The following is a 24791-nucleotide window of genomic DNA, read 5'->3' as shown; positions in this document are numbered from 1 at the left end:
AGAGAGAGGGAACAAGGGTCGGGTGATCATTGACTATTCCATTGACTATTCAATTGATAGCTTGAGACGCTTGATGTGAAAAGGCTGTAGGCCAATTTCGCTGCACAGTGCAAACGTGCATCCGTTCTTGGCTGAACCGTATGGAAACTAGATGGCGGAACATAGTGAAGCTGATTGGGAAACGGCGCGCGGCGCACGCGCCTCGCCGCTCGCGTCCAAGCTGAGTCCGCCGCAGTCCGCAGCGTTCGAGATTGCGCGCACCCACCTGTGCGAACGCATCTTCAACGCGGGCGCGGCCCGGCTGGTGGTGCTGCGCGCGCCGGCAGGGTTCGGCAAAACGACGTTGATGCTGCAGGCGCGCCGGCGTTTCGAGGACGCGGGGTTGCCGACAGGCTGGCTGCGGCTGGACCGCGCCGACAATGACCTGGGGCGCTTTCTGGCCGTGCTGGCTGCCGGGCTGGACCCGCTGGTGCCGGGCCTGTCGCGGCTCTACGAGGCGTACCGGTCCGGCGGGGCGGAGGACTTCGCCTTTGCCCTGATTGACCGAGTCGCCGCGCATCCGACGCCATTCGCGTTCTTCCTGGATGATTTCGAGGCGCTGCAGAACCCCGCGGCGCTGGGGCTCATCAATGAGCTGATTGACCAGTTGCCGCGCGGTGCGCAGCTCATCGTCGGTTCGCGCGGCGTGCCCGGCTTGAGTCTGGGACGGTTACGCGCGCGCGGCCGCCTGCTGGAGATCGAACCGACGCAATTGCGCTTTTCAGTGGACGAGGCCAGCGGGTTTCTGTGCCAGCGCCGCGGCCTCGCGCTGGAGCCGGGCGACGTGCTGCGCCTGCACCGCAGTACCGAAGGCTGGCCGGCGGCGCTGTGGCTGGCTTCCGTGTCGCTGGAGCACCGCGAGGAGCCGAGCCGTTTCATCGGTGGTTTTTCGGGGTCGAATGCGGCAGTGATGGACTATCTGGTCGAGGACGTGCTGGCGCGCCAGGACGAAGACGTGCGCGGCTTCCTGCTGCGCACCAGCATCCTGGCCGATCTCAATGTGTCGCTGTGCAACGTGATCTGCGCGCGCGGCGACAGCGACCTGATGCTGCGCAGGCTGGAACAGTCCCACTTGTTCCTGAGCCCGCTGCAGGCCGATGGCGATGGCTATCGCTACCACGGCATGTTCGCTGAATTTCTGCGGGCGCAGCTGGAGCGCCAGTACCCCGGCGAGGTGCCGCGCCTGCACCGGGCCGCGTCGCAATGGTTCCTGGGCCAGGGCCGGCCGGTGCCTGCCATCGAACACGCGCTGGCCGCGGACGATCTGGATTCGGCATTGCCGCTGCTGCGCGCGCATGCACAGTCGCTGCTCGACCAGGGCAGGGTGCGGCTGCTCTCGCGGTGGCTCGACCCCTTGCTTGACCGCGGCATTCTTGATCCGTACCCCATGCTGCGCGTGGTCCACGCCTGGGCCGTGTGCTTCGCACGTGGGCCGCGCGCGGCGGCGCCGCTGCTTGACCGGCTGGACGAGCGCGCCGACCCCGACGAGGAAGTCAAAGCGCATCGCCTGGGCATGCGCCCCTTGCTCATGGTGCTGACCGACCAGACCGACGAGGCGATGCTGTTGACGGCCGCGCTGCTCGACGACTTGCCGCTGAGCGTGAACTTCGTGCGCGGCTTCCTGGAGATCACGCTGGCCAACCTGTCGATGATCGCGGGCCGCTATCACGAGGCGCTGCGCCTGGCCGATGCCGCCCGCAGCCGCCAGAGCGAATCGGGCGGCAGTTTCAACTTCGCCCTGTCCGAGGCCGCCGAATCCGCGGTCGATCTGACCCAGGGACGGTTGCGCAAGGCGCTGGCGCGGCTGCGCCTGGCCGTCAGCGCCGGCGCGGCGGACGTCGCGCGCGCCACCAATGGCAACGCGATGGTCGGCGTGCTGCTGGCAGAGGCGCTGTTCGAGGCTGACGGCTGCGACCAGGCCGAGCGCCTGCTGGCGGTCTATATCCCGCTGATCCGCCACGTGGGCATTCCGGATCAGTTGATCCTGGCGCATGTACTCATGGCCCGCATTGCCCATGACCGGGGCGATGGCGATCGTGCGCTGCAACTGCTGGCCGAGCTGGAACATATCGGTCATCGCGATAGTCTGCCGCGCGTGGTGGCGAGCGCCCGGCTCGAACGCGTGCGGGTACTGCTTTCCGAGGGGCAACTGGCGCGCGCGCGCACCGAAATTGACCACTGCGGCGACAAAGCCTTGTGGGCGCGGGTCGGCCGTTCGTCGTTGCGCGCCAACGAGGTCGAGACCCATGCGCTGGCCGTGGCGCGCTGGTCGGTGCTGACCGGCCATGCGGCCGATGTCGTTGCCAGCCTGCGCGTTGAGCTGGATACCGCCGAACGCGCACAACGCGAGCGCCGGGCGCTGACGCTGCGCCTGCTGCTTGCGCAAGCCCTGTACTGCACCGACCAGCGCAACAAGGCCATGCGCGTGCTCGCCAGGGCGGTGCGCTTCGCGGCGGGCGAGGGCTATGTGCGCGCCTTCCTGGTCGAAGGGCCGCAGCTGCTGGCCTTGCTGCGCGAGCTGCGGGATGGACCGACCGAACTGCTGGAGGAGAGCGGCGATGCCGCGCTGGCCTTTCTTGACAGGCTGTTGCCCCGGCCCCGGCCCATTCCTGCCGTTGGGGCGACCGCGCGCCAGCCGGATGCCACCGTGGTGAATGAAACTCTCACCCGCAAGGAACTGCAGGTGTTGCGGCTGGTGGCCGAGGGGCTGTCGAACGAACAGATCGGTGAACGCATGTTCGTTGCCGAGACCACCATCCGCACCCACTTGCGCAACATCAACGTCAAGCTCGACACGCGAAATCGCATGGAAGCCGTGCAGGTCGTGCGCCGCGCGGGTTGGCTAACTTAGGAAGTTTCAAATGAACCGCGATATCTTCAATCCCGAGCATGAGCTTTTCCGCGACGGTGTGCGCCGCTTTCTGGCCAGTGAGATCGTGCCGCATATCGAACGCTGGGAGGCGCAAGGCGGTTTCGACCGCGCCTTGTTCACCACCGCCGGTGCGCAAGGCCTGCTGTGCCCGACGGTGCCCGAGGCTTACGGTGGCGCTGGCGCCGACCTGCTGTATTCGGCAGTGCTGCTGGAAGAGATGGCGCCCTGCAGCAATTTCGGACTGTCATTCACCATGCATTCGGAAATTGTCACCAATTACCTGCTGCATTTCGGCAGCGAGCACCTTAAGCGGACGTGGCTGCCGCGCATGGTGAATGGCGCGTCGGTTGGTGCGCTGGCGATGACCGAGCCCGGGGGCGGATCGGATGTCAAGGCGGTGACGACGCGGGCAGTGCGCGAAGGCGACCACTACCTGCTGTCGGGTGCCAAGACGTTCATCTCCAATGCCACCGTGTGCGACCTCGTGATCGTCGTCGCCAAGACCGATCCGGCGGCCGGCGCCAAGGGGGTCAGTCTGCTTGTGGTGGACACCACGTTGCCTGGCGTCACCAAGGGCCGACCGCTCAAGAAAATCGGACTCAAGTCGCAAGACACTGGTGAACTGTTTTTCGAGCAAGTGCGCGTACCCGCCGACCACCTGCTCGGCGAGGAGAACAAGGGGTTCGCCTACCTGATGCGCGAGCTGCCCTGGGAGCGGCTGCAGATTGCCGTGTCCGCCATTGCGGCGTCCGAAGCGGCCTACCGCTGGACGCTGGACTACGTGCGCGAGCGCCGCGCCTTCGGCCAGCCCGTCGCCGATTTCCAGCACACGCGCTTTGTACTGGCCGAATTGAAGACCGAGATTCTGATCGGCCGCAGCTTCGTGGACCGCTGCCTGGCGCTGCTGCTGCGCGGCGAACTCGACGCGCAGGCTGCGTCCATGGCCAAGTACTGGTGCAGCGACCTGCAAGCCAAGGTGGTGGATGCCTGCGTGCAATTGCACGGCGGCTACGGCTTCATGGCGGAGTACCCGATCGCGCGTGCCTATGTGGATGCGCGCGCGCAGCGCATCTATGGCGGGACCAACGAGATCATGAAGGAGCTGATTTCTCGCCAGCTCGACTTGTGAGGTCGGTTTCCTGTGAGGGATGGCGGCATGGGCACGCCAGCCAGGGTGGCCAAGCGTTCATTCTTGGCGCATGAAGGGCGCGGATTTTCGTCGGATACGACGATATTGCGCGCCGCCGGCCGCCGCACACTGCATGCACACCGCGCGGCGGCACCTGATGCCAGGTCCCGGTGCCAGGAGACAAAAGCCATGTTCTGCTACGACACCCCTGTACGCGACATGCAGTTCGTGCTGCACGAACTGCTGGACGCATCCACTGCCTTCGATGCGCTGCCTGGCCTTGAGGGCTGGGACGAAGACACCATCCGTCAGACGATCGAAGCCTCCGGACGCTTTGCCTGCCGCGAACTGCTGCCGCTCAACGCAGCGGGAGACCGCGAGGGCTGCCGGGTCGAGGGCGGCGGAGTGAAGTCTCCAGCCGGATTTGCCCAGGCCTATCGCCGCTTCGCCGAGGCTGGCTGGCCGGCGCTCGGCGGAGATCCGCGCTATGGTGGCCAAGGCGCGCCGGCGGTTGTCTACAGCGCGGTATCCGAGGTTTTCTATGGCTGCAACCCGGGCTGGACGATGTTCCCGGGTACGGCCCGCGGTGCCTACCAGTGCCTGCTGGCCCATGGCTCGCCGGAGCAGAAAGATGCCTACCTGCCGCGCATCGTTTCGGGCGAATGGACGGCCACCATGTGTTTGACCGAACCCCACTGCGGCAGCGATCTGGGCTTGCTGCGCACCCGGGCGCAGCCCGCTGGCGACGGCAGCTACCGCATCACGGGAGCGAAGATGTTCATCTCGGGCGGCGATCACGACATGGCGCCCAACATCGTGCACCTGGTGCTCGCTCGCCTGCCGGACGCGCCAGCCGGTGTGGGCGGCATCTCGCTGTTCGTGGTGCCCAAGTTTCTGCCCGAGGGCGATGCCGGTCTGGCGGCCACGCCCAACGGCATGGCCGCCATGGCGGTCGAGCACAAGATGGGTCTGCGCGGGTCGGCGACCTGCGCGATGAACTTCGACGCCAGCGTGGGCTGGCTCGTGGGCCGGCCCAACGAGGGCCTGCGCAACATGTTCGTGATGATCAATGCCTCGCGTCTGGGGGTGGGCGTTCAGGCGTTGGGCATGGGCCAGGCGGCCTACTGCAGTGCGCTGGGCTATGCGCGCGAGCGCCTGCAGATGCGCGCGGCCGGTGGTGCAAAACGTCCCGACTTGCCGGCCGACCCGATCATCGAACATGCCGACGTGCGGCGCATGCTGCTCACGCAGAAGGCCTATGTGGAAGCCGCGCGCATGCTGATCTACTGGCTGTCGCTCGCGCTCGACATGCAGGCTGGCGCCGCCGATGCGGGGCAGCGCGATGCGGCCGCCGAACGGCTGGCGCTGCTGACGCCGGTGGTCAAGGGTTTTCTGAGCGAGAAGGGCGCGGTGGTGGCCGACATCGCGATCCAGGTGCATGGCGGACACGGCTACGTGAGCGATAACGGGGTCGAGCAGATCGTGCGCGACCTGCGTGCGGCGCAGCTCTACGAAGGCACCACCGCGGTGCAGGCGCGCGATCTGATCGTGCGCAAGATTCTGAACGACGGCGGACGCCAGTTCGACCAACTGATCGCCGAAATCCGGACTTTTGCCGAAACGGCCCAGGCCGAGGACGGCATGGGGATCTTCGGCACCGCACTGGCGCGGTGTTGCGACGACATCCAGCGCCTGACGGGGGAGATCGGCCAGGCGGCTCGGCATGAGGCGGACGCGGTTGGCGCCGCCGGCTGCGACTTCCTGCGTGCGCTGGGCCACCTGGTCTGTGCCTGGCTGTTCGCGCAAGCCGCCCGCGTGGCGCTGCGTCGCATCGCGCAGGGCTCATCCGATCCGTTCTACGCATCCAAGCTGGCAACCGCGCACTTCTATTTCGCGCGCCTGCTGCCGGAGGCCCGCTGCCACGCGGAGGTGGCGCGCACCGGGCTGGCGAGCCTGTCCGGCCTGCCGCAGGAATTGCTCTTCGTCTGAACGCCGGCCGCGCCCGCGATCCATCGAAACCGCACGCATCCACATGCCATTGCCAGATCCCTTGGGGGACCGATTCGGCGCGCCGACCATTGCCTCCCCGAGGCCCCTGATGTCTGGGTTCGAGCGGTTGATCGCCTGCTGCAGTGCGGGCGTCGCGACAACCTTGCCGGAGAGCATCCATGGGTAATTCTTTTTCAGCGGGCGACGACTTGCTCGTCGATGTGTCGGACGGCGTCGCCACTCTGACGCTGCACCGGCCCGAGCAGCACAATGCCTTGTCGCGCGCATTGCGGGAAGCGTTGGTGGCCGCACTGACATCCCTGGCCACTGACGATCAAGTCGGCGTGGTGATACTCACTGGTGCTGGCGAGAAGGCCTTTTGCGCTGGTGCCGATCTCAAGGAGATGGAGCATGCGCCGCTGCAGCCCGAGGATCTGGGTCCTGATGCGCCCCTGATGCGCGCCTTCCGGGCGCTGCGCAAACCCACCATCGCGGCGATCAACGGCTTTGCGCTGACCGGTGGTTTCGAGCTGGCGCTGAACTGCGACATTCTGGTGGCCAGCACCCGCGCGCGTTTCGCCGATACCCATGCCCGCGTCGGTCTGGTAGCGGCCTGGGGCTTGACGCAGCACCTGCCTCGGTTGATCGGGCCGGTGCGGGCGCGCTACCTGAGTTTCACCGGCAACTACCTGGATGCCGAAACGGCCCTGGCGTGGGGCCTGGTGCTGGCCGTGGTGCCGCCGGATGGGCTGATGCCCCGCTGCCATGGCATCGCGCGCGACATCCTGGGCTGTGACAAGGACGCATTGCGGGACGTGGGCGAAGCCATCGCCCATGGCCTTGGTTGCAGCCTTGATGAGGGATTGGTTTTTGAAGGAGCGCTGGCGCGCCGAAGTCTGGAACGTTTCGACGTCTCTTCTTTCGTGGGTCGCCGCGCCGCGACGCTGGCACGCGGCAAGGCGCAAGTGGTGCCCCGTCCGGCGGGTCGGGAATCTCGCCCACCAGGTCACGGTCAGGAGCTGCGTGAATGATTCGTCGGATGCGACGATATTCCGAGGCCGCGGTGCTGACAGACTTGAGCAAACCCCGCGAGAGCGCCGTGCGCTTGGCAGGATGCTGAGGCGCAACACCCTCCCAGTGAGCCGACCGGGTTGCAGCGTTGCATCAGTCGCTCCGCCGAATGTGCGCGGCAGCATGGACAGCGCTGCGGATCGTCGCCTTGGCGGATTGACCATGCAGGACGCCTCCAACTTTCATCAACACCTGGCTTTATCTTCATGACCCATCAGACTGACAGCACCCCCGAACCTGGCATCCGGCTGTACCGGAAGGGTCCGGTGGCCGAGGTGGTGATTCACCTCTCTTCCCAGAAAAACAGCTTTCGGGCAGCCGACGTCCAGCACCTCGGGGCATTGCTCGACGAAATCCAGGCCAGCGATGCGCGCTGCCTGTTGCTGCGCGGTGGCGCAGGGGTTTTTTCTGCCGGCTGGGATTTGTCATCGGTGGATATGGCCAGCGCCGATCCGATGGCGGTCATTGGTGACGTCGTGGGCCCGTTCTGCAAGCGGCTGCGGGAATTTCCTCTTCCTGCCCTTTCGGCTGTCGCTGGCCCGGCGCTCGGTTTCGGCCTTGGTCTGGCGCTGGCCTGTGATATCTGTATCGCCGATGAGGATGCGCTGCTGGGGAGCCCATTCAGAAACATCGGTTTTGTCCCTGACACGGGAGCCCATTACTTTCTCCTTGAGCGCCTGGGCTATCACCGTGCGGCTGAACTCATCTACACCGGCCGGCTCCTGAGCGGACAGGCGGCGGCCGAAGAGCGCCTGATCAATCGTGCCGTGCCTGCGGGAACCGTGGTCGAGGAGGCACGCAAGCTGGCCGATCTGATCGCCAGTGGCCCAACGCAGGCCTTCCGCCTGTCCAAGGACATCCTGCTGCGTGGCGGCAGCTTCGACGCCATGATGGCGCTCGAAGCGACGCACCAGGCGGCGGTGTTCTCCACGGCGGACACCGCGGAGGGGCTGCAGGCTTTTCTCCAGCGACGCAAGCCGGTGTTCGTCGGCCGTTGAGAGCGCCCTTCAGAGCTGCTCCCGACCTGTTTTCGAATCTTCCCCATCCCAGGAAACTGACCATGACAGAAGCTTTCATTCTCGACGCCGTGCGCACGCCGCGCGGCAAGGGCCGCGCGAGCGGCCGACTGCACGAGGTGCCAGCCGCGCGGCTGGCCGCCGGTGTACTGGATGCCTTGCGGGAGCGTATGGGTTTCGTGCCCGGCCAAATCGCTGACGTGATCCTCGGCTGCGGAGAGCCTTCGCTGGAGCAGGCGTCCAATATTGCCAAGGCCGCCACGTTTGCCGCCGATGGGTTCTCGCAGGTGCCCGGCATCCAGCTCAATCGCTTCTGCGGCTCCGGACTGGAAGCCTGCAACTTCGCTTCGGCCATGGTGATGGCTGGCCAGGCGGAGCTGATGATCGGAGGCGGTGTCGAGAGCATGTCGCGGGTGCCCATGTTCGCAGGCGGTGGCGCCTGGGTAACGGACCCGCAGATCACGCTGCCGAACCGTATCGTGCCGCAAGGGATATCGGCCGACCTGATTGCGACGCTCCATGGCTACAGCCGCCGCGATGTGGATGCCTATGCCGCCGAGAGCCAGCGCCGCGCCGCCGCAGCCTGGGCCGAAGGGCGTTTCGCACGTTCCATCGTGCCGGTCAAGGATGTGCACGGCACGCTGCTGCTCGATCGTGACGAACATATCCGCGAGGACACCACCGCAGAGTCGCTGGCGGCGCTGGAGCCCTCCTTTGCCGTACTGGGCGAGAAGATGGGCTTCGATGCCGTGGCGCTGCAGCGCTATCCGCAGCTTGCGGCGATCGATCATGTGCACCACGCCGGCAATTCCTCGGGCATTGTCGATGGGGCTTCGGCGGTGCTGATCGGCAGCCAGGCCGCGGCGCGGCAGCTGGGCGTCAAGCCGCGTGCGCGCGTGCGCTCCTTTGGCGTGGTGGGGAGCGAACCCACCATCATGCTCACGGCCCCGGCCGCGGCGGCAGAGTCAGCCTTGAAGCGTGCAGGCATGAGTGCCGGCGACATCGACCTGTTCGAGTGCAACGAAGCCTTCGCGGCCGTGGTGCTGCGTTTCATGGAGGCGCTGGACCTGCCGCACGCCAAGGTGAACGTGAACGGCGGTGCGATCGCGATGGGACATCCGCTGGGGGCCACCGGCGCCATGCTGGTCGGCACGGTGCTCGATGAGCTGGAGCGCCGGGACCTGTCCACCGGGCTGATCACGCTGTGCGTCGGCGGGGGCATGGGTTCTGTGATGGTTATTGAACGGGTGTGAGCAAACGGGAGCTTATGAACATGATCGATTACAAGACCGACGCTGACGGCATCGCCACCCTGACCTGGAACGTGGCTGATCGGCCGATGAACGTGCTGAACGCGGCCAGCATCGCGGCCTTCGATGCCGCCGTGCGGCGCGCTGTCGAGGATCCTGGCGTGAAGGGCGTCATCGTCGCTTCGTCGCGGCCCGAATTCGTTGCGGGCGGCGATCTTGACCTGATCCGGGGCATCCGCAATGCACAGGAGTCGTTCGAGGCATCGGGGCCGGTGAGCGCCACGCTGCGGGCGCTTGAGCGCTCGGGCAAGCCCTTTGTCGCCGCGATCAACGGGACCGCGCTGGGCGGTGGCCTGGAGATCTGCCTGGCCTGCCATCGGCGCATCGTCGCCGATGATCCGAAGATTCAGCTCGGCCTGCCCGAAGTCACGCTCGGCCTGCTGCCGGCGGCTGGCGGCACGCAGCGACTGCCGCGCATGATCGGCATCAAGAACGCGCTGCCCTACCTGATCGAAGGCCGCAAGGTGGCGCCGGCCGCGGCGCTTGCCGCAGGCATCGTGGATGAAGTGGTGCCTGCGGCGCAATTGCTCCAACGCGCTCGGTCCTGGCTGCTTGCAGAAGGCGCGCAGGCCGCCGTCAAGCCCTGGGACATGAAAGGCTTCCGGTTTCCTGGTGGGACGCCGCAGACGCCCGGCCCGACACAATTGTTTTTTGGTGTGGGCGGAGGGTTGCTGGCCAAGACGCAGGGGCTGTATCCGGCGCCCGAGGCCATTCTTGCCTGCATCTATGACGGGTGTCAGGTGGACATCGATACCGGGTTGAAGATCGAGCAACGCCAGTTTGCCCGCTTGGCGACTTCAATGGCCACCAAGAACATGATCCGCACCCTGTTTTATGCCATGGGTGAAGCGAACCGCCTGGCCGACAGGCCGAAGGAGGTCCCCGTGCGCCGCTACAAGCGCATCGCGGTGCTGGGGGCCGGCATGATGGGCGCCGGTCTGGCATATGTCGCCGCACAGGCTGGACTGGACGTGGTGCTGCTCGATGTCGATCAGGCGGCCGCCGAGAAGGGCAAGGCTTATGGCGCGAAACTGATGGACGCCCAGGTGGCCAAAGGCCGCCTGGATCCGGCCCGACGCGAAACCAGGCTTGCCCGTGTGCATCCGACGACTGACTATGCGCAGCTGGCCGGATGCGAACTGGTGATCGAAGCGGTGTTCGAGGATCGGGCGGTAAAAGCCGAGGTGACGCGCCGTGCCGAGGCGGCGATGGATGCCGACGCCATCCTGGCCTCCAATACGTCGACGCTGCCGATCACGGGCCTGGCTGAGATCTCGTTGCGGCCGGAACAATTTGTCGGACTGCACTTCTTTTCTCCCGTCGAGAAAATGCCGCTGCTGGAGGTCATTCGCGGCGCGCGCACGTCCGAGGCCACGATTGCGCAGGCACTGGATTTTGCAAAGGCCATCCGCAAGACGCCCATCGTGGTGAACGACTGCCCGTCGTTCTATGCCAACCGCGCGTTTGCCATGTTCCCCTACGAGGCGATGACCATGCTCGCGGAGGGTGTGAATCCGGCGCTGATCGAGAATGCCGGGCGCCTTGCCGGAATGCCGATGCCGCCGCTGGCCTTGATTGACGAGGTATCCGCGGAGCTGCTCCACAAGGCGATGAAGCAGGCGCGCGCGGATCAAGGGGCGCGCTACCGGGAGCAGCCGCAGGATCGCGTTCTGGCAGCCATGGTCGAAAAAACGGGCCGGCTGGGCAGGAAGGTCGGACAGGGCTTCTACGATTACCCCGCGCAGGGCGCCAGGCGTCTGTGGCCGGGTCTCGCCGAACTCTTTCCGGTCGCCGACCAGCAGCCCACGGTGGATGAGGTGCGTGAACGCTTGATGTATGCGCAGTCGCTGGAGGCCGCGCGCTGTGTGGCCGAAGGCATTGTGAGCCCGCGTGATGCCGACGTGGGTTCGATCCTGGGCTGGGGCTTCCCCGCCGTGCTGGGTGGAGCGCTGGGGCAAATCGATACCGTGGGAGCCGCTGCCTTCGTCCAGGCCTGCGATCGGTTGGCCCGCCTGCATGGGCCGCGCTTCGAAGTGCCTGAGGCGTTGCGCCGCATGGCCGCCGAGGGGCGGCGCTACCACGCTGCCTGAATCTCGTTCATCCGGCCGCCCCAAGACCGTCACCTTGCACTTGCTGATTTCCCAGTGTGTTTTTTGACGCTTCTCCCAATAGCTTTTGTTTCAGCAAACAGATATGAATCAGAAAAAGGAAATATCCACCCTCGCCGGTATTCTGCGGACGCATGCTGCGAGCAGGGCCGACGGCATTGCCCTGCAATTCGAGGATCGGTCGACGACGTGGCGACAGTGGGAGCAGCAATGCAATCGCGTTGCCCATGCGCTGCTCGACATGGGGCTTGCATTTGAAGACCGTGTCGGCTACCTGGGGAAAAATTCAGACCGTTTCTTCCACGCGTTCTTTGGCGCTTCGATGGTGGGCATGGTCATGGTTCCCATCAACTGGCGACTGACCGTCGAAGAGATCGCTTTCATCCTGAATGATGCGGAGTGTCCGATTCTGTTCCTGGGCGAAGACTATGTGCACCTAGCGCAAGCGTTGAAACAGGTGTGCCCGAAGCTGCGCCAGATCATCGGCGTGGCTGGTGCGGCGGCGGAAGTGCTGGCATTGGACGATTTTGTGCGGAATCAGCCCAGCACCGCTCCTTCCCATGCCTGTGCGCCCGACGATGTGGCGCTGCAGCTTTATACGTCCGGCACGACGGGGCTGCCCAAGGGGGCCCAGCTGACCCATCGGAATCTTTTGTCTGCCGCGAGTCTCGCCGCGACGGAGCTGCTGGGTGCATGGCGGGAAGATGACGTGAGCGTGCTGCCGCTGCCGCTGTTTCATGCGGGCGGCCTTGTCTATGGCCTCAATGGTCCGCTGACCGGCGGCATCACTCGCGTCGTGCGGGAACCGAATCCCGCGCTGATCATCGCGGCGATGCGACAGCATCCCGCGCCTGTGACCCGACTGGGCGTGGTTCCGGCGGTGATGCAGGCGCTGCTTGGCCATCCGGAGTTCGATGCGGCCGATTTCCGGGGACTCAGGACGCTCACGTACGGCGGCTCACCCATTTCTCCAACGGTGGTACGCCGAGCTACCGATGTTTTCGGCCCGGTGCTGATGCAATTGTTCGGCATGACGGAAACGTGCACCATGGGCACTGCATTGCTGCCTTCGGATCACGATCCGGGCCGGCCCGAACGCTTGAGCTCGTGTGGACGGCCGCTGCCTGGTTTTGAAATCCGCATCGCGGGGATGGACAGCCCACAGGCGCCCCCGGGCCAGTCCGGCGAAATCCTGATCAGAGGCCCGGCCGTGATGAAAGGCTATTGGCATCGTCCGGAGGCGAGCGAGCAGGCCTTGCAAGACGGTTGGTACCACAGCGGCGATGTGGGGTATCTTGATGCCGACGGCTATCTCCATATCCAGGACAGGTTGAAGGACATGATTGTTTCTGGCGGTGAAAACGTCTATCCGGCAGAAGTAGAGCGTGTGATGGCTGACCATCCCGAGGTGGCGGACGTGGCGGTTTTCGGGGTGCCGGACCCAAAATGGGGCGAGGCCGTCAAGGCGGCTGTCGTTCTCAAGGCGGATAGTTCGTTGACCGAAGAGGCGCTGATTGCTTTCGCGCGCGGCCGTCTGGCGGGCTACAAATGTCCGAAGACCATCGACTGGGTAGCGAACATACCGCGCAATGCCACCGGGAAAATCCTGAAGCGCGTACTGCGCCAACCCTATTGGAGCGATCAAAGCAGGAATGTTGGCTGAGCCTTCGGACAGCAGCGGGGACGCGCCCGGTCGCGGGAGCTGCCAGCCGGGGAGGGGCAGCATCCATCGCCAGTGGGGCATTGGTTCCCACCGGGCGTACGCAGGCAGTGAATCTGTTAACTATTGGTTTGATAGCTGTCTGCGCAGCATCCATAAGGGCTAAAGGCGTAATTTCTTTGAAGCGTGGCGAGCCGCTGCTGGCCCGCGCGAGCGCGCTGTTCACCGCTGGTGGCCGCTGGTCAGCGCCGCCGTGGCGGCGTGCCGTCCCCATTCGTTGGGCGCCAGGCCAAAGCGCGTCTTGAACAGGCGATTGAAATTGGCCTGCGTGGCAAAGCCGCAGGCCCACGACAAGGCGCCCAGGTGCGCATTGGGATCGCGCTCGATGCGCTCGCGCGCGCGCTGCAGGCGCACTTCGCGCAGCGCGCCCATGACGGTGTCGCCCTCGTCGGTGAACGCGGCGCACAGGCGCGTGCGGGAGCAGCCGATGCCCAGCGCGATGAGGTTCAGATCCAGATCGACCCGGTGCGCATGGGATTCCATGAAACGCAGCGCCGCCGTGCGCCGGCCGGCAGCCAGCGTATCGGCGGCGATGGCATCGGCCTGGCCGGGGTGGCCCGCCTGGTGCAGCGCCAGCAGCGCCAGCACCCGCGCCCCCGCCAGCAGGCCGGCGCGCGCGGGTTCGTCCAGGGTCTGTGCCTGACTGGACAGCAGGGTGAGCTGGCTGGCCAGCGCGGGCGCCAGCGGGCAGTTTTCCAGCACCACTGCCAGGCCGTTGGGGGCGGCGCCATAAGCCACCAGCGCATCGGCCCGGGGCAGCACCAGAAAGGCCTCGCGCGAGGAGGCGCTCCACTCGTAGCGGGCTGGCCGCGCCAGGTCGTACAGGCCCAGGCTGCCTTCGGAAATGCACCAGGATTCGCCGGTGCGCGCGCGGATGCGTACCTGGCCGGCCTGGATCAGCGACACCACCACCATGTCCGCGCTTCCCGTACGCCGCCACGGGTTGGCGCGCGTGGCATACGCCGACGAGGACATGGTGCCGAAGGTGCAGCCGTGGTCGCGCAGCGTCAGCAGTTCGGCATCCAGCGGAGCGTCGGGCGGCGGCGGGTCCAGATCAACCCAGCGGTGCGCGCGTTCACGCCAGACGTCGTAGCGCAGCGCGGGCTCCACGTCATGTGAAGACAGCAGCTCCAGCGTGCAGGCCGAGGGCGAGGCGGGGGGCATGGCTTTTCTGGTTGTGAAGTGGGCGTGACGGAAACCATTCTAGAAACAATTGACTACGCCGTGGGACGATTGGAGAAAGACTGGGATGCGGCGACAAGGGATCGCGCCTCGGTGGCCCGTGGTCAGCCCCTATAGTTCAAAGCAGGCAGGCGCGGCGGCGGGTGTCTCCTCGAACACTTGGAACAAGCGCTGACGACACGCGGCGACCCCAGGCCCCTATCCAACCACTTTTGACTGAGGCCGTTCATGATCTTTCCCCGCTCTGTTGGCGTTCTGGCAGCGCTCGGCTTGTTCTGCGGCCTGCTGGCGGGCTGCGGCGGCAGCAACGATACCGCCGTGCCCGCCGCCGTCCAGCAGGCCGCGGCGCAGCTCGATACCGTAGTGCCGCAACTGATGGCGCGCACCGGCGTGCCCGGCGTGGCGGTGGCCGTGGTTTACCGCGGCAAGACGGTGTACGCCCGCGGCTTTGGTGTGCGCAAGCTGGGCGAGGCCGCGCGGGTGGACGCCGACACGGTGTTTCAGCTGGCCTCGGTTTCCAAATCCATTTCAGCGACGGTGATGGCGGCGCAGATGCCGGGCAGCGCGGTGAATGGCGCCACCGACTGGAGCACGCCCATCCAGCGCCTGATGCCCGAATTTGCTCTCGGCTATGCCGACCCGGCCCTCAACGCACGCCTGACGCTGGGCGAACTGTTCGCCCACCGCTCGGGCCTGCACGACCACGCGGGCGATCGCCTGGAAGACCTGGGCTACAGCCGTACCGAGATCCTGCAGCGCCTGCGCGGCGCGCTGCTGGAGGATTTCGGCAGCTACAACTACACCAACTTCGGCCTGACCGCCGCGGCCGAAGTCATGGCGCGGGCTCAGGGCACCGATTGGGCGACGCTGTCTGAACGCAGCGTATTCCAGCCGCTGGGCATGGCGCGCACCAGCGCCCGCTTTGCCGACTTTGCGGCGCAGGGCAATCGCGCCTGGGGCCACGTGCAGATCGGCGTGACCTACGACAGCTATGGCGCAGAGCCGGCACAGTACGAAGCGCAAAACCCGCCGCGCCAGCCCGACGCGCAATCGCCCGCCGGCGGCGTCAGCGCCAGCGTGGCCGACATGGCGCGCTGGATGGCGCTGGTGCTGGACCAGGGCCGGTGGCAGGGCCGCGCGCTGCTCAGCCCGGCGGCCCTGCAGGCGGCCACCACGGCGCAACCGGGCGACCACCACTATGGCTATGGCTTCAATGCTGGCCCCGATCCCACCGGGCATGCCAGCCTGTCGCACAGCGGCGCCTTCAACCTGGGCGCCGCCACCAGCTTCGTCCTGTGGCCCGAAGCCGGCCTGGGCATCACGGTGCTCACCAACGCGCAACCGCGCGGCCTGGCGGAGGCGATTGCGCTGCTGTTTGGCGAACAGGGTCTGGGCGACGCGCCCGTGGGCCAGCCCAGCCGCGACTGGCTGGCCTTCATGCAGCCGCAGATGCACGGCCTGTACAAGCCGGAAGGCGAGCACGCCGGCCAGACGCCGCCCGCGCCGCCCGCGCCGCCGCAGCCGCTGGCCAGCTACGTCGGCCGCTACACCAACGCCTATTACGGCGATGCGCAGATCAGCCTGGGCGCCGGCGGCGGCACGCTGGAGCTGAGCATCGGCGCGACACCGCTGCGCTACACCCTGCGCCACTGGAGCGGCGACGAATTCGTGTTCGAGCTGATGGGCGAGAACGCGCCGCGCGGCTCGCTGTCCGCCGTGCGCTTCGGGCCTGGCCGGATGCAGATCGAATACTTCGGCCGCGATCTCGGCCGGGGTGAATTTCAACGTTCCTGAGCACCGCACCCCATTGGGAGGAGACCTGTCATGAAACACTCCGTGTGGATCCGCTGGATCATGGTCTGGATGGCCGCGCTGCTGCTGGCGGCCTGCGGCGGTGGCGACGATGCACCCGGCCCGGCGGCCGCGGGCGGCGCGTCCAGCCGCATCGTCATGCTGGCGGCGCCATCCGGCCAGCTGCTGCCGGGCGACTCGCCCACCCATTGGACGCTGCTGCTCGACCAGCCGAGCCCGCAGACCTTCTGGTACGAAGACCGGCCGCTGCGGGGCAGCGGCGAGCAGGCCTTGACGGACTACATCGAATCGACCTGGACGCAGGCCTATGGCGCGATCGACCCGCACGCCACGCTGCACTTTCAGCAAGCCGGCAGCGCCGACCTGCAGGCCCTCTACGCCAGCCTCGGGCGCCCGGTCTACGATGCCAAGGCACGGCAGTTGCGCGTGCCGGTCACGGTCTTCGCCAACTCGGCGCCCACCGACGGCCAGCCGCTGAGCCTGCGCAAGCTGTTCCTGCAGGTGCTGAACAATGCATCGGGCGGCCAGGGTTCGGCGTTCTACCTGCAGCATGCCGACAGCGTGTCGATCAGCCCCGATGGGCCGAGCGGCCAGTACCAACTGGTGCTGAGCGGCGTGGCGGACACCACCCTGCTCGCCACCAGCGCCCCGGGGCCCTATCACGAAGGGCGACCCACGGCCGACTTCAGCGCCACATGGAACGACAGCTATGGCGGCAACCCGCCCAACGCCGCGCTGTATGGCAGCACCGGCACGGGCCAGATGTGGCTGTACTTCTTCACGCTCGGCGCGCCGCGCTACGACGCCGCGGCTGGCACGGTGAGCTACACCGCCACCAGCTTGGGCGACGGGCCGGCGCAGCCGCTGCAGTTGCAGCAGGTGGCGCTCAACATCGATTCGGTGGCGCTGTCCAGCGCGTTCTCGGTGCAGTGCAAGGACTACAACGGCAACCCCGTGCAGGTGCGCCCCAAGACCATTTCCATTCACAACAATTCGGACAAGCCGATCTACCCGGTGCTGACCATTGGCGCCAAACCGGTCGATCAATGGTTGCAAGGGTGCATGCGCACCAACGACCCGTACACCGACCTGAACGACTACAAGCTGTTCGTCAACGAGGCGTCCGGCCTGCCGCCCCATGCATCGGTCACGCTCACGCTGCCGCTGTACAGCAAGCTGGCGGCGAAACTCGATGGCGGCCACATCACCTGGTGGAACGGCGGGCGGGTCATCCTGGCCGACGACAAGCAAGGCCTGAACCAGACGGGTGAAACCAAGCTGCCGACCCCCGAGGGCGTCAGCTGTCAGGGACAAGGCACCGATTGCCAGATGACGGTGTATTCGCTGCGCGGCGGGCCCCCGCCCAACATCTATGCCCAATTGACGGAATACACCTTCGGCGACTCGGTCATCATGCCGGGCCAGGCCGACCGCCTGCTCAAGCCCGAAAACGTGGGCTACAACATCTCGTACGTCGATCAGGTATACGTCCCCGTGGCCATCGGCCCCAGGAACAACCCCTACATCGGCTACAGCGGCTCCACGATGGAGTTGGGCGCCTTCAGAAGTGCCTTGAACTCGTACCTGAACACGCCCATCGGTCAAGGCTGGCCGGTCTACAACATGGAGCAGTTGCAGACGAACCAGGTGCGCATCCCCAGCGGCTACAACATCTTTGCCGATCGCGATGGCACCTTGTCGCCCGATGCCAAGGTGCCGGTCATCCCGCCGCCCATTCCGCCGGCAACCAAGGGCTTTCCGCCCGTGCTGACGGTGCTCAAATGCATTCAAGGCCAGTGCACGGATGACGAGAAGAAATCGCTGCACTTCGGCGAGTCCGTGCAGCGCATGCAGAACCTGTGGGGCAGCTGCGTTGACTGGGGCGGCGAGGACTTGAGCAAGTACGTGACGGGCCGCACCGACTGCCCGCCCGATCTGCGCCAGAACCTGACGGTGGTCAAGCAGTTCTTTGCGCAAAATCACGCCGATTACCTGGCGCTGGTCCGCAGCGGCAAGTGCAAGGGAACGCAACCCGAGCGGCCGACCTTCGACTATTGGCAAGCCATCACGCACATCTATGGCTGGGTGCCGTTCAACGAAGGCTGCGGCGCCGGCGCCAACCCGCTGGCCGACACGAAGATACCGGGATGGGACCATGCCAAGGTGCAGTTCATGTACATCCACGATCTGCAATACAACTACCTGCAGCCGGCCGTGGCCGCCAACCCTGACTTGCTGTTCAACCCCTACGTCAAGCTGGTGCACAAAGACCTGGGCATGAGCGCCTACGGGTTCTCCGTCGACGATGCCGTCGGCTTCATGAGTGAGCTGGGCGACGGCCTGGTGTTTTCGGTCGGCGGCTCCAGCGGACTGGAAAACCCCGAGCAGTTCAACTACGGCGACGGTTTTTCATTGATCATCGGCCCCCCCACAGGGTATGAAACACAACTGAACAAGCCCGTGATCAAACGCTATGGGGTGTGCAGCCTGAATCGGCAAGCCGGCGATCCGCAATGCCAGAACCCCCGGCAGGATGTGACGATGCCGACCAACAGCCAGATCCTGGGCTTCCGCGTGGGCACCGTGAAGTCGGGCGCCCAGGACGGCTACCCGCTGGTGGTGCGCTTCACCGATCTGGACGACAACGTCTACACCTTCCGCGTCAACCAGAAGTTCGCGGTCTGCCCGTCGGACAAGGACACGGCAATGTGCCCCACCAACCGCGACCAGATCGTGGATAAAGCCGCCTGCACCGTGACCGACGCCAGCGGCAAGCCGCACCCCAAATCGAGCCAATGGTGCGGCGGCGCCAACCCCAACCAGCAACGGGAAGCGAAGGAGGCGCAAGTCGTCAAGAACTACATCAGCTTTCCCGTGCCGGTGAACTACTTGCCTTGAGCAGGCGCCGTGGCGTGCGACGGCTTGAGCGGCGCGGACCACACGTCGCCGCCAGGCCGGTCGCCGCCGATGAAGATGGTTTCGGCCTTTTGTGGACACCTGGAATTCGCCATGAAGCATCCCACTTTCGCAGCACTCGTCACTTCAGCCGCGATCGCGGCAGGCGCCCTCACGGGCTGCGGCGGCAGCAGTGAACCCAACGCCGATGTGCCCGCGGACATTCGCGCCGTGATGAACCAGGCGCGCTACGCCGGCGCGCGCTGGGGGCTGCGCGTCGTGGACGCGCAAACGGGAAAGGTGGTGCTGGACACCCAGCCGGACCACGCCTTCTACATCGGCTCCGTGCGCAAGCTTTTTTCGGTCGGCGAGTTGCTCGATCAGACCGGCCCCGATCACCGTTACAACACGCCGGTGTATCGGCAAGGCGCGGTCAGTGGTGGCGTTTTGAACGGCGACCTGGTGCTGGTGGCGTCCGGCGATCTGACCATGGGCGGGCGCGCCAACCCGGACGGCTCGATCGCCATCAGCGATTACGACCACAACGAGGCCAACAGCCTGGGCAATGCGGTGCTGACCCCGCCCGATCCGCTGGCGGGATACCGGTCGCTGGCGCGGCAGGTGGCGGCCTCCGGCATCACCCGCATCACGGGCCAGGTGATCGTCGACGACCGCCTGTTTCAGCCCTTCCCCTACCGGGGGGAATTCGATCTGCGGCCGATCTTCGTCAATGACGACATGATCGATCTCACGATCAACCCCACGGCCCCCGGTCAGGCGGCATCGCTGGATTGGCGCCCGAAGTCCGCGGCACTCGGCGTGAACAACGCGCTCAGCACCGGCGCCGCGGGCAGTGAACTGGCGTTCGAGCTGACGCCCGAATTTTCAGGCTGCATGGGCGCGCCTGGCTGCTCCACCCGGGTGAGCGGCGCCATTCCCATGGACTTCAAGCCACGGTTCACCGGACGGTTTCCGCTGGTCCGATCCATCCGCATGACCCGGCCGGACAACTACGCGCGCACCGTGCTGATCGAGGCGCTTGTCGACGCGGGCGTGGTGGTGGACGCCCCGCCGGTCCAGGAAAACCCGGTGCAGCTGCTCCCGCCGCGCGACAGCTGGGCAGAAGCCGACAAGGTGGCCGAACTCGCCGGCATGCCCTACGCGGACTACGCGAAGCTGATCCTCAAGGTGAGCTACAACCTGGGCGCCGACACCAGCCTGCTGTTGTGGGGGAAGACGCAGGGGGTGGACAACATGGACGCGACGCTGGCGCGCGAGCAGGTTCATCTGGCCAACCAGTATGGCGTGCAGCGCGGCGACTACGCGTTCTTCAATGGCAGCGGCGGCGGCGACACCAAGGCCTTGACGCGCGCGGTCACCATCTTTCTGGCGCGCATGCGGCAAAGCGCGCACTTCGACACCTATTTCGATGCCTTGCCGATCCTGGGCACGGACGGTTCGCTGGCCTTCGTGAAGGACTACGCCGCCGACGCCAGCCTCGCCGGGGCAACCGGCCAGGTGCGCGCCAAGACCGGTACCAACATCGAAGCCGCTGGTGCCGGACTGCTGCTCAAGGGACAAGCCCTTGGCGGTTACATCCGCACCCGAAGCGGGCGCGATCTGATCTACGCGCTGGTGGTCAACAACGCGAAGGTGGCGGACATCGACGCGGTTGCGCAGGTGTTTCAGGACGAAGGCACGATTTCCGCCCTGCTCTGGCGCGACTATTGAGCGAGGCGCTACCGCTGCAATGGGTCCGGCAGGATTTCGGGATCGAACGCCCTGTCGCCCATGGGATCGGCAATGCCAGTGGCATGCGCACCCTTGAAATCGTGCAGTTGCTGGTCCATGAGGTGCGTGGGCACGATGTGGCTCATGGCGCGGAACATGCTCTCGATGCGGCCCGGAAATTTCTTCTCCCACTCGCGCAGCATGTCGCCGACGACCACGCGCTGCAGCCCTTCCTGGCTGCCGCAGAGGTTGCAGGGAATGATGGGAAAACCCTGGATTTCGGACCAGCGCCGGGTGTCGTTCTCGGTGACGTAGCACAGCGGGCGGATCACCACATGCTTGCCGTCGTCGCTCACCAGCTTGGGCGGCATGCCTTTCATGCGCCCGCCGTAGAACAGGTTGAGCATCAGCGTGGTGACGATGTCGTCGCGGTGGTGGCCCAGCGCCACCTTGGTCGCGCCCAGTTCGCTGGCCACGCGGTAGAGGATGGCGCGGCGCAGGCGCGAGCACACGCTGCAGGTGGTCTTGCCCTCGGGCACCAGGCGCTTGACGATGCTGTAGGTGTCCTGGCTCTCGATGTGGAAGTCCACGCCGATGTGGGTGAGGTATTCGGGCAGCACGTGTTCGGGAAAGCCCGGCTGCTTCTGGTCCAGATTGACGGCGACGATGCTGAATCGGATCGGCGCGCGCCGCTGCAGTTTGCGCAGGATGTCCAGCAGCGTGTAGCTGTCCTTGCCACCCGAGAGGCAGACCATGACCTTGTCGCCCTCTTCGATCATGGCGTAGTCGATGATGGCGCGCGTGGTTTCGCGGCACAGGCGCTTCTCCAGCTTGTGCGCCTCGTGATCGGCCTTGCGCGTGTCGTGGGTGGAGGGGACGGTTTCGAGAACGGATTCGCTTGCTTGCATGGGGTTTACCACTGTCCGGTTTCGACGCGAATGGCGACTTCGCAGTCATCAAAAATTTCCAGCTTCGCGATCTTCACGCGCACGCCGCGCACGCCCGGCAGCAGCAGCAGGCGGCGGGCGAGCTTGCCGATCAGGCTCTCCAGCAGGTTCACGTGCTCGGCGGTGCATTCGTCGATGATGATCTGGCGCACTTTGCGGTAGTCGAGCACGTGCAGGATGTCGTCGTCGGGCGGCGCCAGCGGCTGGGTGCCGAGGTTGAGCTCGGCATCCACGCGGATCGGCTGGGGCGCGTTGCGTTCGTGCGCGAGGATGCCGAGGTTGGCGTCAAAGCGCAGGCCATTGAGCGTGAGGGTCTGCTGGCCTTGGTGGGGCTGGGGTGTGGGCATGGGGTGTGGTGGATGCGTCTACCAGGGCTTGATGCCTATGCGCTCCGTGCCGACCGATGCGCTGTCCGGGTACACGTCCGGCTTGCGCGTGGCAACGCGGGCAGCCTGCACGTCGGGGCGCCGGAGCATGGCGGCGAGGAGGGTGTCGCACAGCGTTTCCTGCAGCTCGTGGTGCTGCGTTCCCACCGCGCTGGCGATCGTCTGGCGGATGAAATCGTAGTCGACGGTCTGGGAGATGTCATCGCGCGCGGCCGGGGCCTGCTCCAGGCGCACGCACAGGTCCACGTCGAACCACAGGCGCTGCGGCGCCTGGCGTTCGAAGGCGTGCACGCCGATGCGCACCTGCTGCTCGTGCTGGCGCAGGCTCAGCAGGCGGCAGTGCGTCGCCAGGCGGGCATCGAGCGCGCCAAAGGCCAGCAGCATGGAATTCATGGCTGCGGATTTTCGCCGATGGCGAACATCACGTCGCGCGCCAGGGGCACCAGGTGCTGGCCGTTGTCCGCCTGCAGCGTGCAGCCGCTGAGCGCGGTGTTCCCGGCGATGAACACGGCGGCGCGTGCAACGTCGGCGGGGTCAATCGGCTGGCGCAGCAGATTGATGCGGCTCGCGCGGTCGAAATTGGCCTGCGTCTGCGGCCCGCTCAGATACATCAGCCCGGGCGAGAGGCCGCACACGCGCACCTGCGGCGCCAGCGCCTGCGCCTGCAGCGCCACGCTGCGCTCCAGCGCCAGCTTGCTCACGGTGTAGGAGAAATAATCCGGGTTGAGGTTGTGCACCTTCTGATCAAGCACGTGCACGACCGAATGCCAGCCGTGTGCCGCATGCGATTCAGCACGTACCTGCGCCGCCAGCGCATTGGCCAGCAGCAGCGGGGTGATGGTGTTGCTGGCAAGGTGCCGCTGCAGCGACTGCGCGTTGGCGTTTGTCGCATCGTCCGCGTCGAACAGCGAGGCGTTGTTGACGATGCACCGCGGTGCGGCGCCGATCAGTGCCGTGCATTGGGCCAGCAAGTGGGTGGCGGCATCGGGCTCGGCCAGGTCGGCGGTCATCAGTCGGCATTGGCGGCCGAGCGCCGCGATCTCGCCGGCCGTGGCCTCGGCGGCGGTCCGCGAATGGCGGTAGTGGCACAGCACATCCCAGCCGGCGCGTGCGAACGCCAAGGCCATTTCCCTGCCGAGGCGGGTGGCGGCGCCGGTGATGAGAACCCAGGAGGACGGTGGAGGCATGGCGCTGTGCACGATGGGATGGATCAAGTCCGGCCATTGTGCACAAGGCAAAATCGGGTCAACGATGACAAGCTTGAGTGCACTTCTGGCGCAGCAGATCCGCGCCACCCTCCGCGCTGCGGGCGGCTGGATAGGCTTTGACCGCTTCATGCGGCAGGCGCTGTACGCGCCCGGCCTGGGCTACTACGCCAACGATCTGCGCAAATTCGGCGCGATGCCCGAAAGCGGCAGCGATTTCGTCACCGCGCCGGAGCTCTCGCCGGTGTTTGGCGCCGTGCTGGCCGGGCAGGTGCGCGAGGCGCTCGCCGCGACGCAGACCGATGACATCTGGGAGTTCGGCGCCGGCAGCGGCGCGCTGGCGGCGCAGGTGCTGGGCGCGCTCGGCGATGGCGTGCGGCGCTACACCATCGTGGATGTCTCCAGCAGTCTGCGCCTGCGCCAGCAGCGGACGCTGGCGCCGTTTGCCGGCAAGGTGCGGTGGGCGCAGCGCCTGCCCGAGCGCATCGAGGGCGTGGTGCTGGGCAACGAGGTGCTGGATGCCATGCCGGTGCAGCTGCTGCAGCGCACCGATGGCGTGTGGTATGAGCGCGGCGTGGTGCTGCAGGGCGACGGCTTTGCGTGGAGCGATCGCCCCACCGACCTGCGCCCGCCGGTGCAAGTGCCGGGCGATCACGACTACCTGACGGAAATCCATTCGCAGGCGGAAGGCTTTGTGCGCACGCTGGCGCGGCATCTGGTGCGCGGCGCGGCCTTTCTGATCGACTATGGCTTTCCCGAAGCCGAGTACTACCACCCGCAGCGCGCGCAGGGCACGCTGGTGTGCCACCGCGCGCACCAGGTGGATGCCGATCCGCTGGCGGATGTGGGCCTGAAGGACATCACCGCGCATGTCAATTTCACCGGGATTGCGCTGGCGGCGCAGGAGGCCGGGCTGAACGTGCTGGGCTACACCAGCCAGGCGCATTTTCTGATGAACAATGGATTGCTGCAAAAATTAGAGCTATTACCACCTGTGGATAAAGCGCCAGCGCTCAAATTGATGCTGGAACACGAGATGGGCGAGCTGTTCAAGGTGCTGGCGCTCGGCCCTGGACCTGCGTGGCAGCCGCGCGGGTTCGCGCAGGGCGATCGCACGCACCGGTTGTGAGGTCGCCGACATGGTGCGCTGGCTCATCGTCGTCTTTCTGGCGCTGGTTTTCATCAGCGGGCTGATGCCGCTGCTGCGCCGCCTCGGGCTGGGGCGGCTGCCGGGCGATTTCGAAATCCGGCTCTTCGGGCGGCAGTGGTCGGTGCCATTGGCCAGCACCGTGCTGCTCAGCCTTTTGCTCAGTCTCGCCGTCAAGTGGCTGTGAAAAGTCCATGAACAGGCTCGGAGCGGTGTTCCGGGTTTCTCCCGG

Annotated in this window: 18 protein-coding genes; 13 read left to right on the top strand and 5 right to left on the bottom strand. The window is 66.2% G+C overall.

Features of this window, described 5'->3' with window-relative positions:
• The first annotated feature begins 151 nt into the window (after positions 1-151).
• The 8 genes from K320_RS0110360 (at position 152) to K320_RS0110325 (ending at position 13197) form a co-directional block, all read left to right on the top strand.
• Complete coding sequence (locus tag K320_RS0110360) at positions 152-2890, top strand: LuxR C-terminal-related transcriptional regulator (protein WP_024538770.1); 2739 nt, start codon at positions 152-154, stop codon at positions 2888-2890.
• Positions 2891-2900: 10 nt separating this feature from the next.
• Positions 2901-4040, top strand: a complete 1140-nt coding sequence (locus tag K320_RS0110355) for an acyl-CoA dehydrogenase family protein (RefSeq protein WP_024538769.1) — start codon at positions 2901-2903, stop codon at positions 4038-4040.
• Between the two features lie 189 nt (positions 4041-4229).
• Positions 4230-6029, top strand: coding sequence for an acyl-CoA dehydrogenase C-terminal domain-containing protein (locus tag K320_RS0110350; protein WP_024538768.1), 1800 nt, complete (start codon positions 4230-4232; stop codon positions 6027-6029).
• 209 nt (positions 6030-6238) lie between these two features.
• A complete protein-coding gene (locus tag K320_RS18115; RefSeq protein WP_024538767.1) occupies positions 6239-7060 on the top strand; it encodes an enoyl-CoA hydratase in 822 nt (273 codons plus the stop codon).
• Between the two features lie 246 nt (positions 7061-7306).
• Positions 7307-8098 carry an enoyl-CoA hydratase/isomerase family protein gene (locus K320_RS0110340; protein ID WP_084301235.1) on the top strand — a complete coding sequence of 264 codons (792 nt, stop codon included), beginning with the start codon at positions 7307-7309 and terminating at the stop codon, positions 8096-8098.
• 62 nt (positions 8099-8160) lie between these two features.
• Positions 8161-9369 carry an acetyl-CoA C-acetyltransferase gene (locus K320_RS0110335; protein ID WP_024538765.1) on the top strand — a complete coding sequence of 403 codons (1209 nt, stop codon included), beginning with the start codon at positions 8161-8163 and terminating at the stop codon, positions 9367-9369.
• A 20-nt stretch (positions 9370-9389) separates the two neighbouring features.
• Positions 9390-11516: a 3-hydroxyacyl-CoA dehydrogenase NAD-binding domain-containing protein gene (locus K320_RS0110330; protein ID WP_024538764.1), complete on the top strand. Its 2127-nt coding sequence runs from the start codon at positions 9390-9392 to the stop codon at positions 11514-11516.
• A gap of 103 nt (positions 11517-11619) precedes the next feature.
• Entirely contained in the window at positions 11620-13197 is a 1578-nt protein-coding gene (locus K320_RS0110325) for a long-chain-fatty-acid--CoA ligase (RefSeq protein ID WP_024538763.1), read from the top strand.
• 219 nt (positions 13198-13416) lie between these two features.
• Here the strand turns inward: K320_RS0110325 and K320_RS0110320 are convergent, their stop codons facing one another.
• Complete coding sequence (locus K320_RS0110320) at positions 13417-14418, bottom strand: helix-turn-helix domain-containing protein (protein ID WP_024538762.1); 1002 nt, start codon at positions 14416-14418, stop codon at positions 13417-13419.
• Between the two features lie 246 nt (positions 14419-14664).
• Here K320_RS0110320 and K320_RS0110315 point away from each other — a divergent pair, with 246 nt between their 5' ends.
• The 3 genes from K320_RS0110315 (at position 14665) to K320_RS0110305 (ending at position 20874) form a co-directional block, all read left to right on the top strand.
• On the top strand, positions 14665-16230 hold the full coding sequence (locus tag K320_RS0110315) for a serine hydrolase (protein ID WP_024538761.1): 1566 nt from the start codon (positions 14665-14667) through the stop codon (positions 16228-16230).
• Between the two features lie 30 nt (positions 16231-16260).
• A complete protein-coding gene (locus K320_RS0110310) occupies positions 16261-19146 on the top strand; it encodes a hypothetical protein (protein WP_024538760.1) in 2886 nt (961 codons plus the stop codon).
• A gap of 111 nt (positions 19147-19257) precedes the next feature.
• Positions 19258-20874 carry a D-alanyl-D-alanine carboxypeptidase/D-alanyl-D-alanine-endopeptidase gene (locus K320_RS0110305; protein WP_029696032.1) on the top strand — a complete coding sequence of 539 codons (1617 nt, stop codon included), beginning with the start codon at positions 19258-19260 and terminating at the stop codon, positions 20872-20874.
• 8 nt (positions 20875-20882) lie between these two features.
• Here K320_RS0110305 and ttcA read toward each other — a convergent pair whose 3' ends face one another.
• From ttcA to K320_RS0110285, 4 genes are read right to left on the bottom strand one after another with little or no spacing between them, the layout of a single operon-like run.
• On the bottom strand, positions 20883-21782 hold the full coding sequence (ttcA, locus tag K320_RS0110300; protein ID WP_024538758.1) for a tRNA 2-thiocytidine(32) synthetase TtcA: 900 nt from the start codon (positions 21780-21782) through the stop codon (positions 20883-20885).
• A 5-nt stretch (positions 21783-21787) separates the two neighbouring features.
• Positions 21788-22168 (bottom strand): dihydroneopterin aldolase, encoded by a 381-nt coding sequence (locus K320_RS0110295; RefSeq protein ID WP_024538757.1) that lies wholly within the window; start codon positions 22166-22168, stop codon positions 21788-21790.
• Positions 22169-22186: 18 nt separating this feature from the next.
• Positions 22187-22600, bottom strand: coding sequence for a dihydroneopterin aldolase (locus K320_RS0110290; protein WP_024538756.1), 414 nt, complete (start codon positions 22598-22600; stop codon positions 22187-22189).
• On the bottom strand, positions 22597-23394 hold the full coding sequence (locus K320_RS0110285) for an SDR family oxidoreductase (RefSeq protein WP_029696029.1): 798 nt from the start codon (positions 23392-23394) through the stop codon (positions 22597-22599). The genes K320_RS0110290 and K320_RS0110285 overlap by 4 nt, the downstream gene beginning before the upstream one ends.
• Before the next feature lie 64 nt (positions 23395-23458).
• Here K320_RS0110285 and K320_RS0110280 point away from each other — a divergent pair, with 64 nt between their 5' ends.
• Complete coding sequence (locus tag K320_RS0110280; RefSeq protein WP_024538754.1) at positions 23459-24541, top strand: class I SAM-dependent methyltransferase; 1083 nt, start codon at positions 23459-23461, stop codon at positions 24539-24541.
• Between the two features lie 10 nt (positions 24542-24551).
• A complete protein-coding gene (locus tag K320_RS0110275; protein ID WP_024538753.1) occupies positions 24552-24746 on the top strand; it encodes a DUF2905 family protein in 195 nt (64 codons plus the stop codon).
• Positions 24747-24791: the final 45 nt, after the last annotated feature.

The sequence above is a fragment of the Comamonas badia DSM 17552 genome (genome assembly GCF_000484635.1).
Lineage (GTDB): Bacteria > Pseudomonadota > Gammaproteobacteria > Burkholderiales > Burkholderiaceae_C > Comamonas_C > Comamonas_C badia.
Note: the sequence above shows the minus strand (reverse complement) of the source record. Positions and strands in the feature narration are given on the sequence as shown.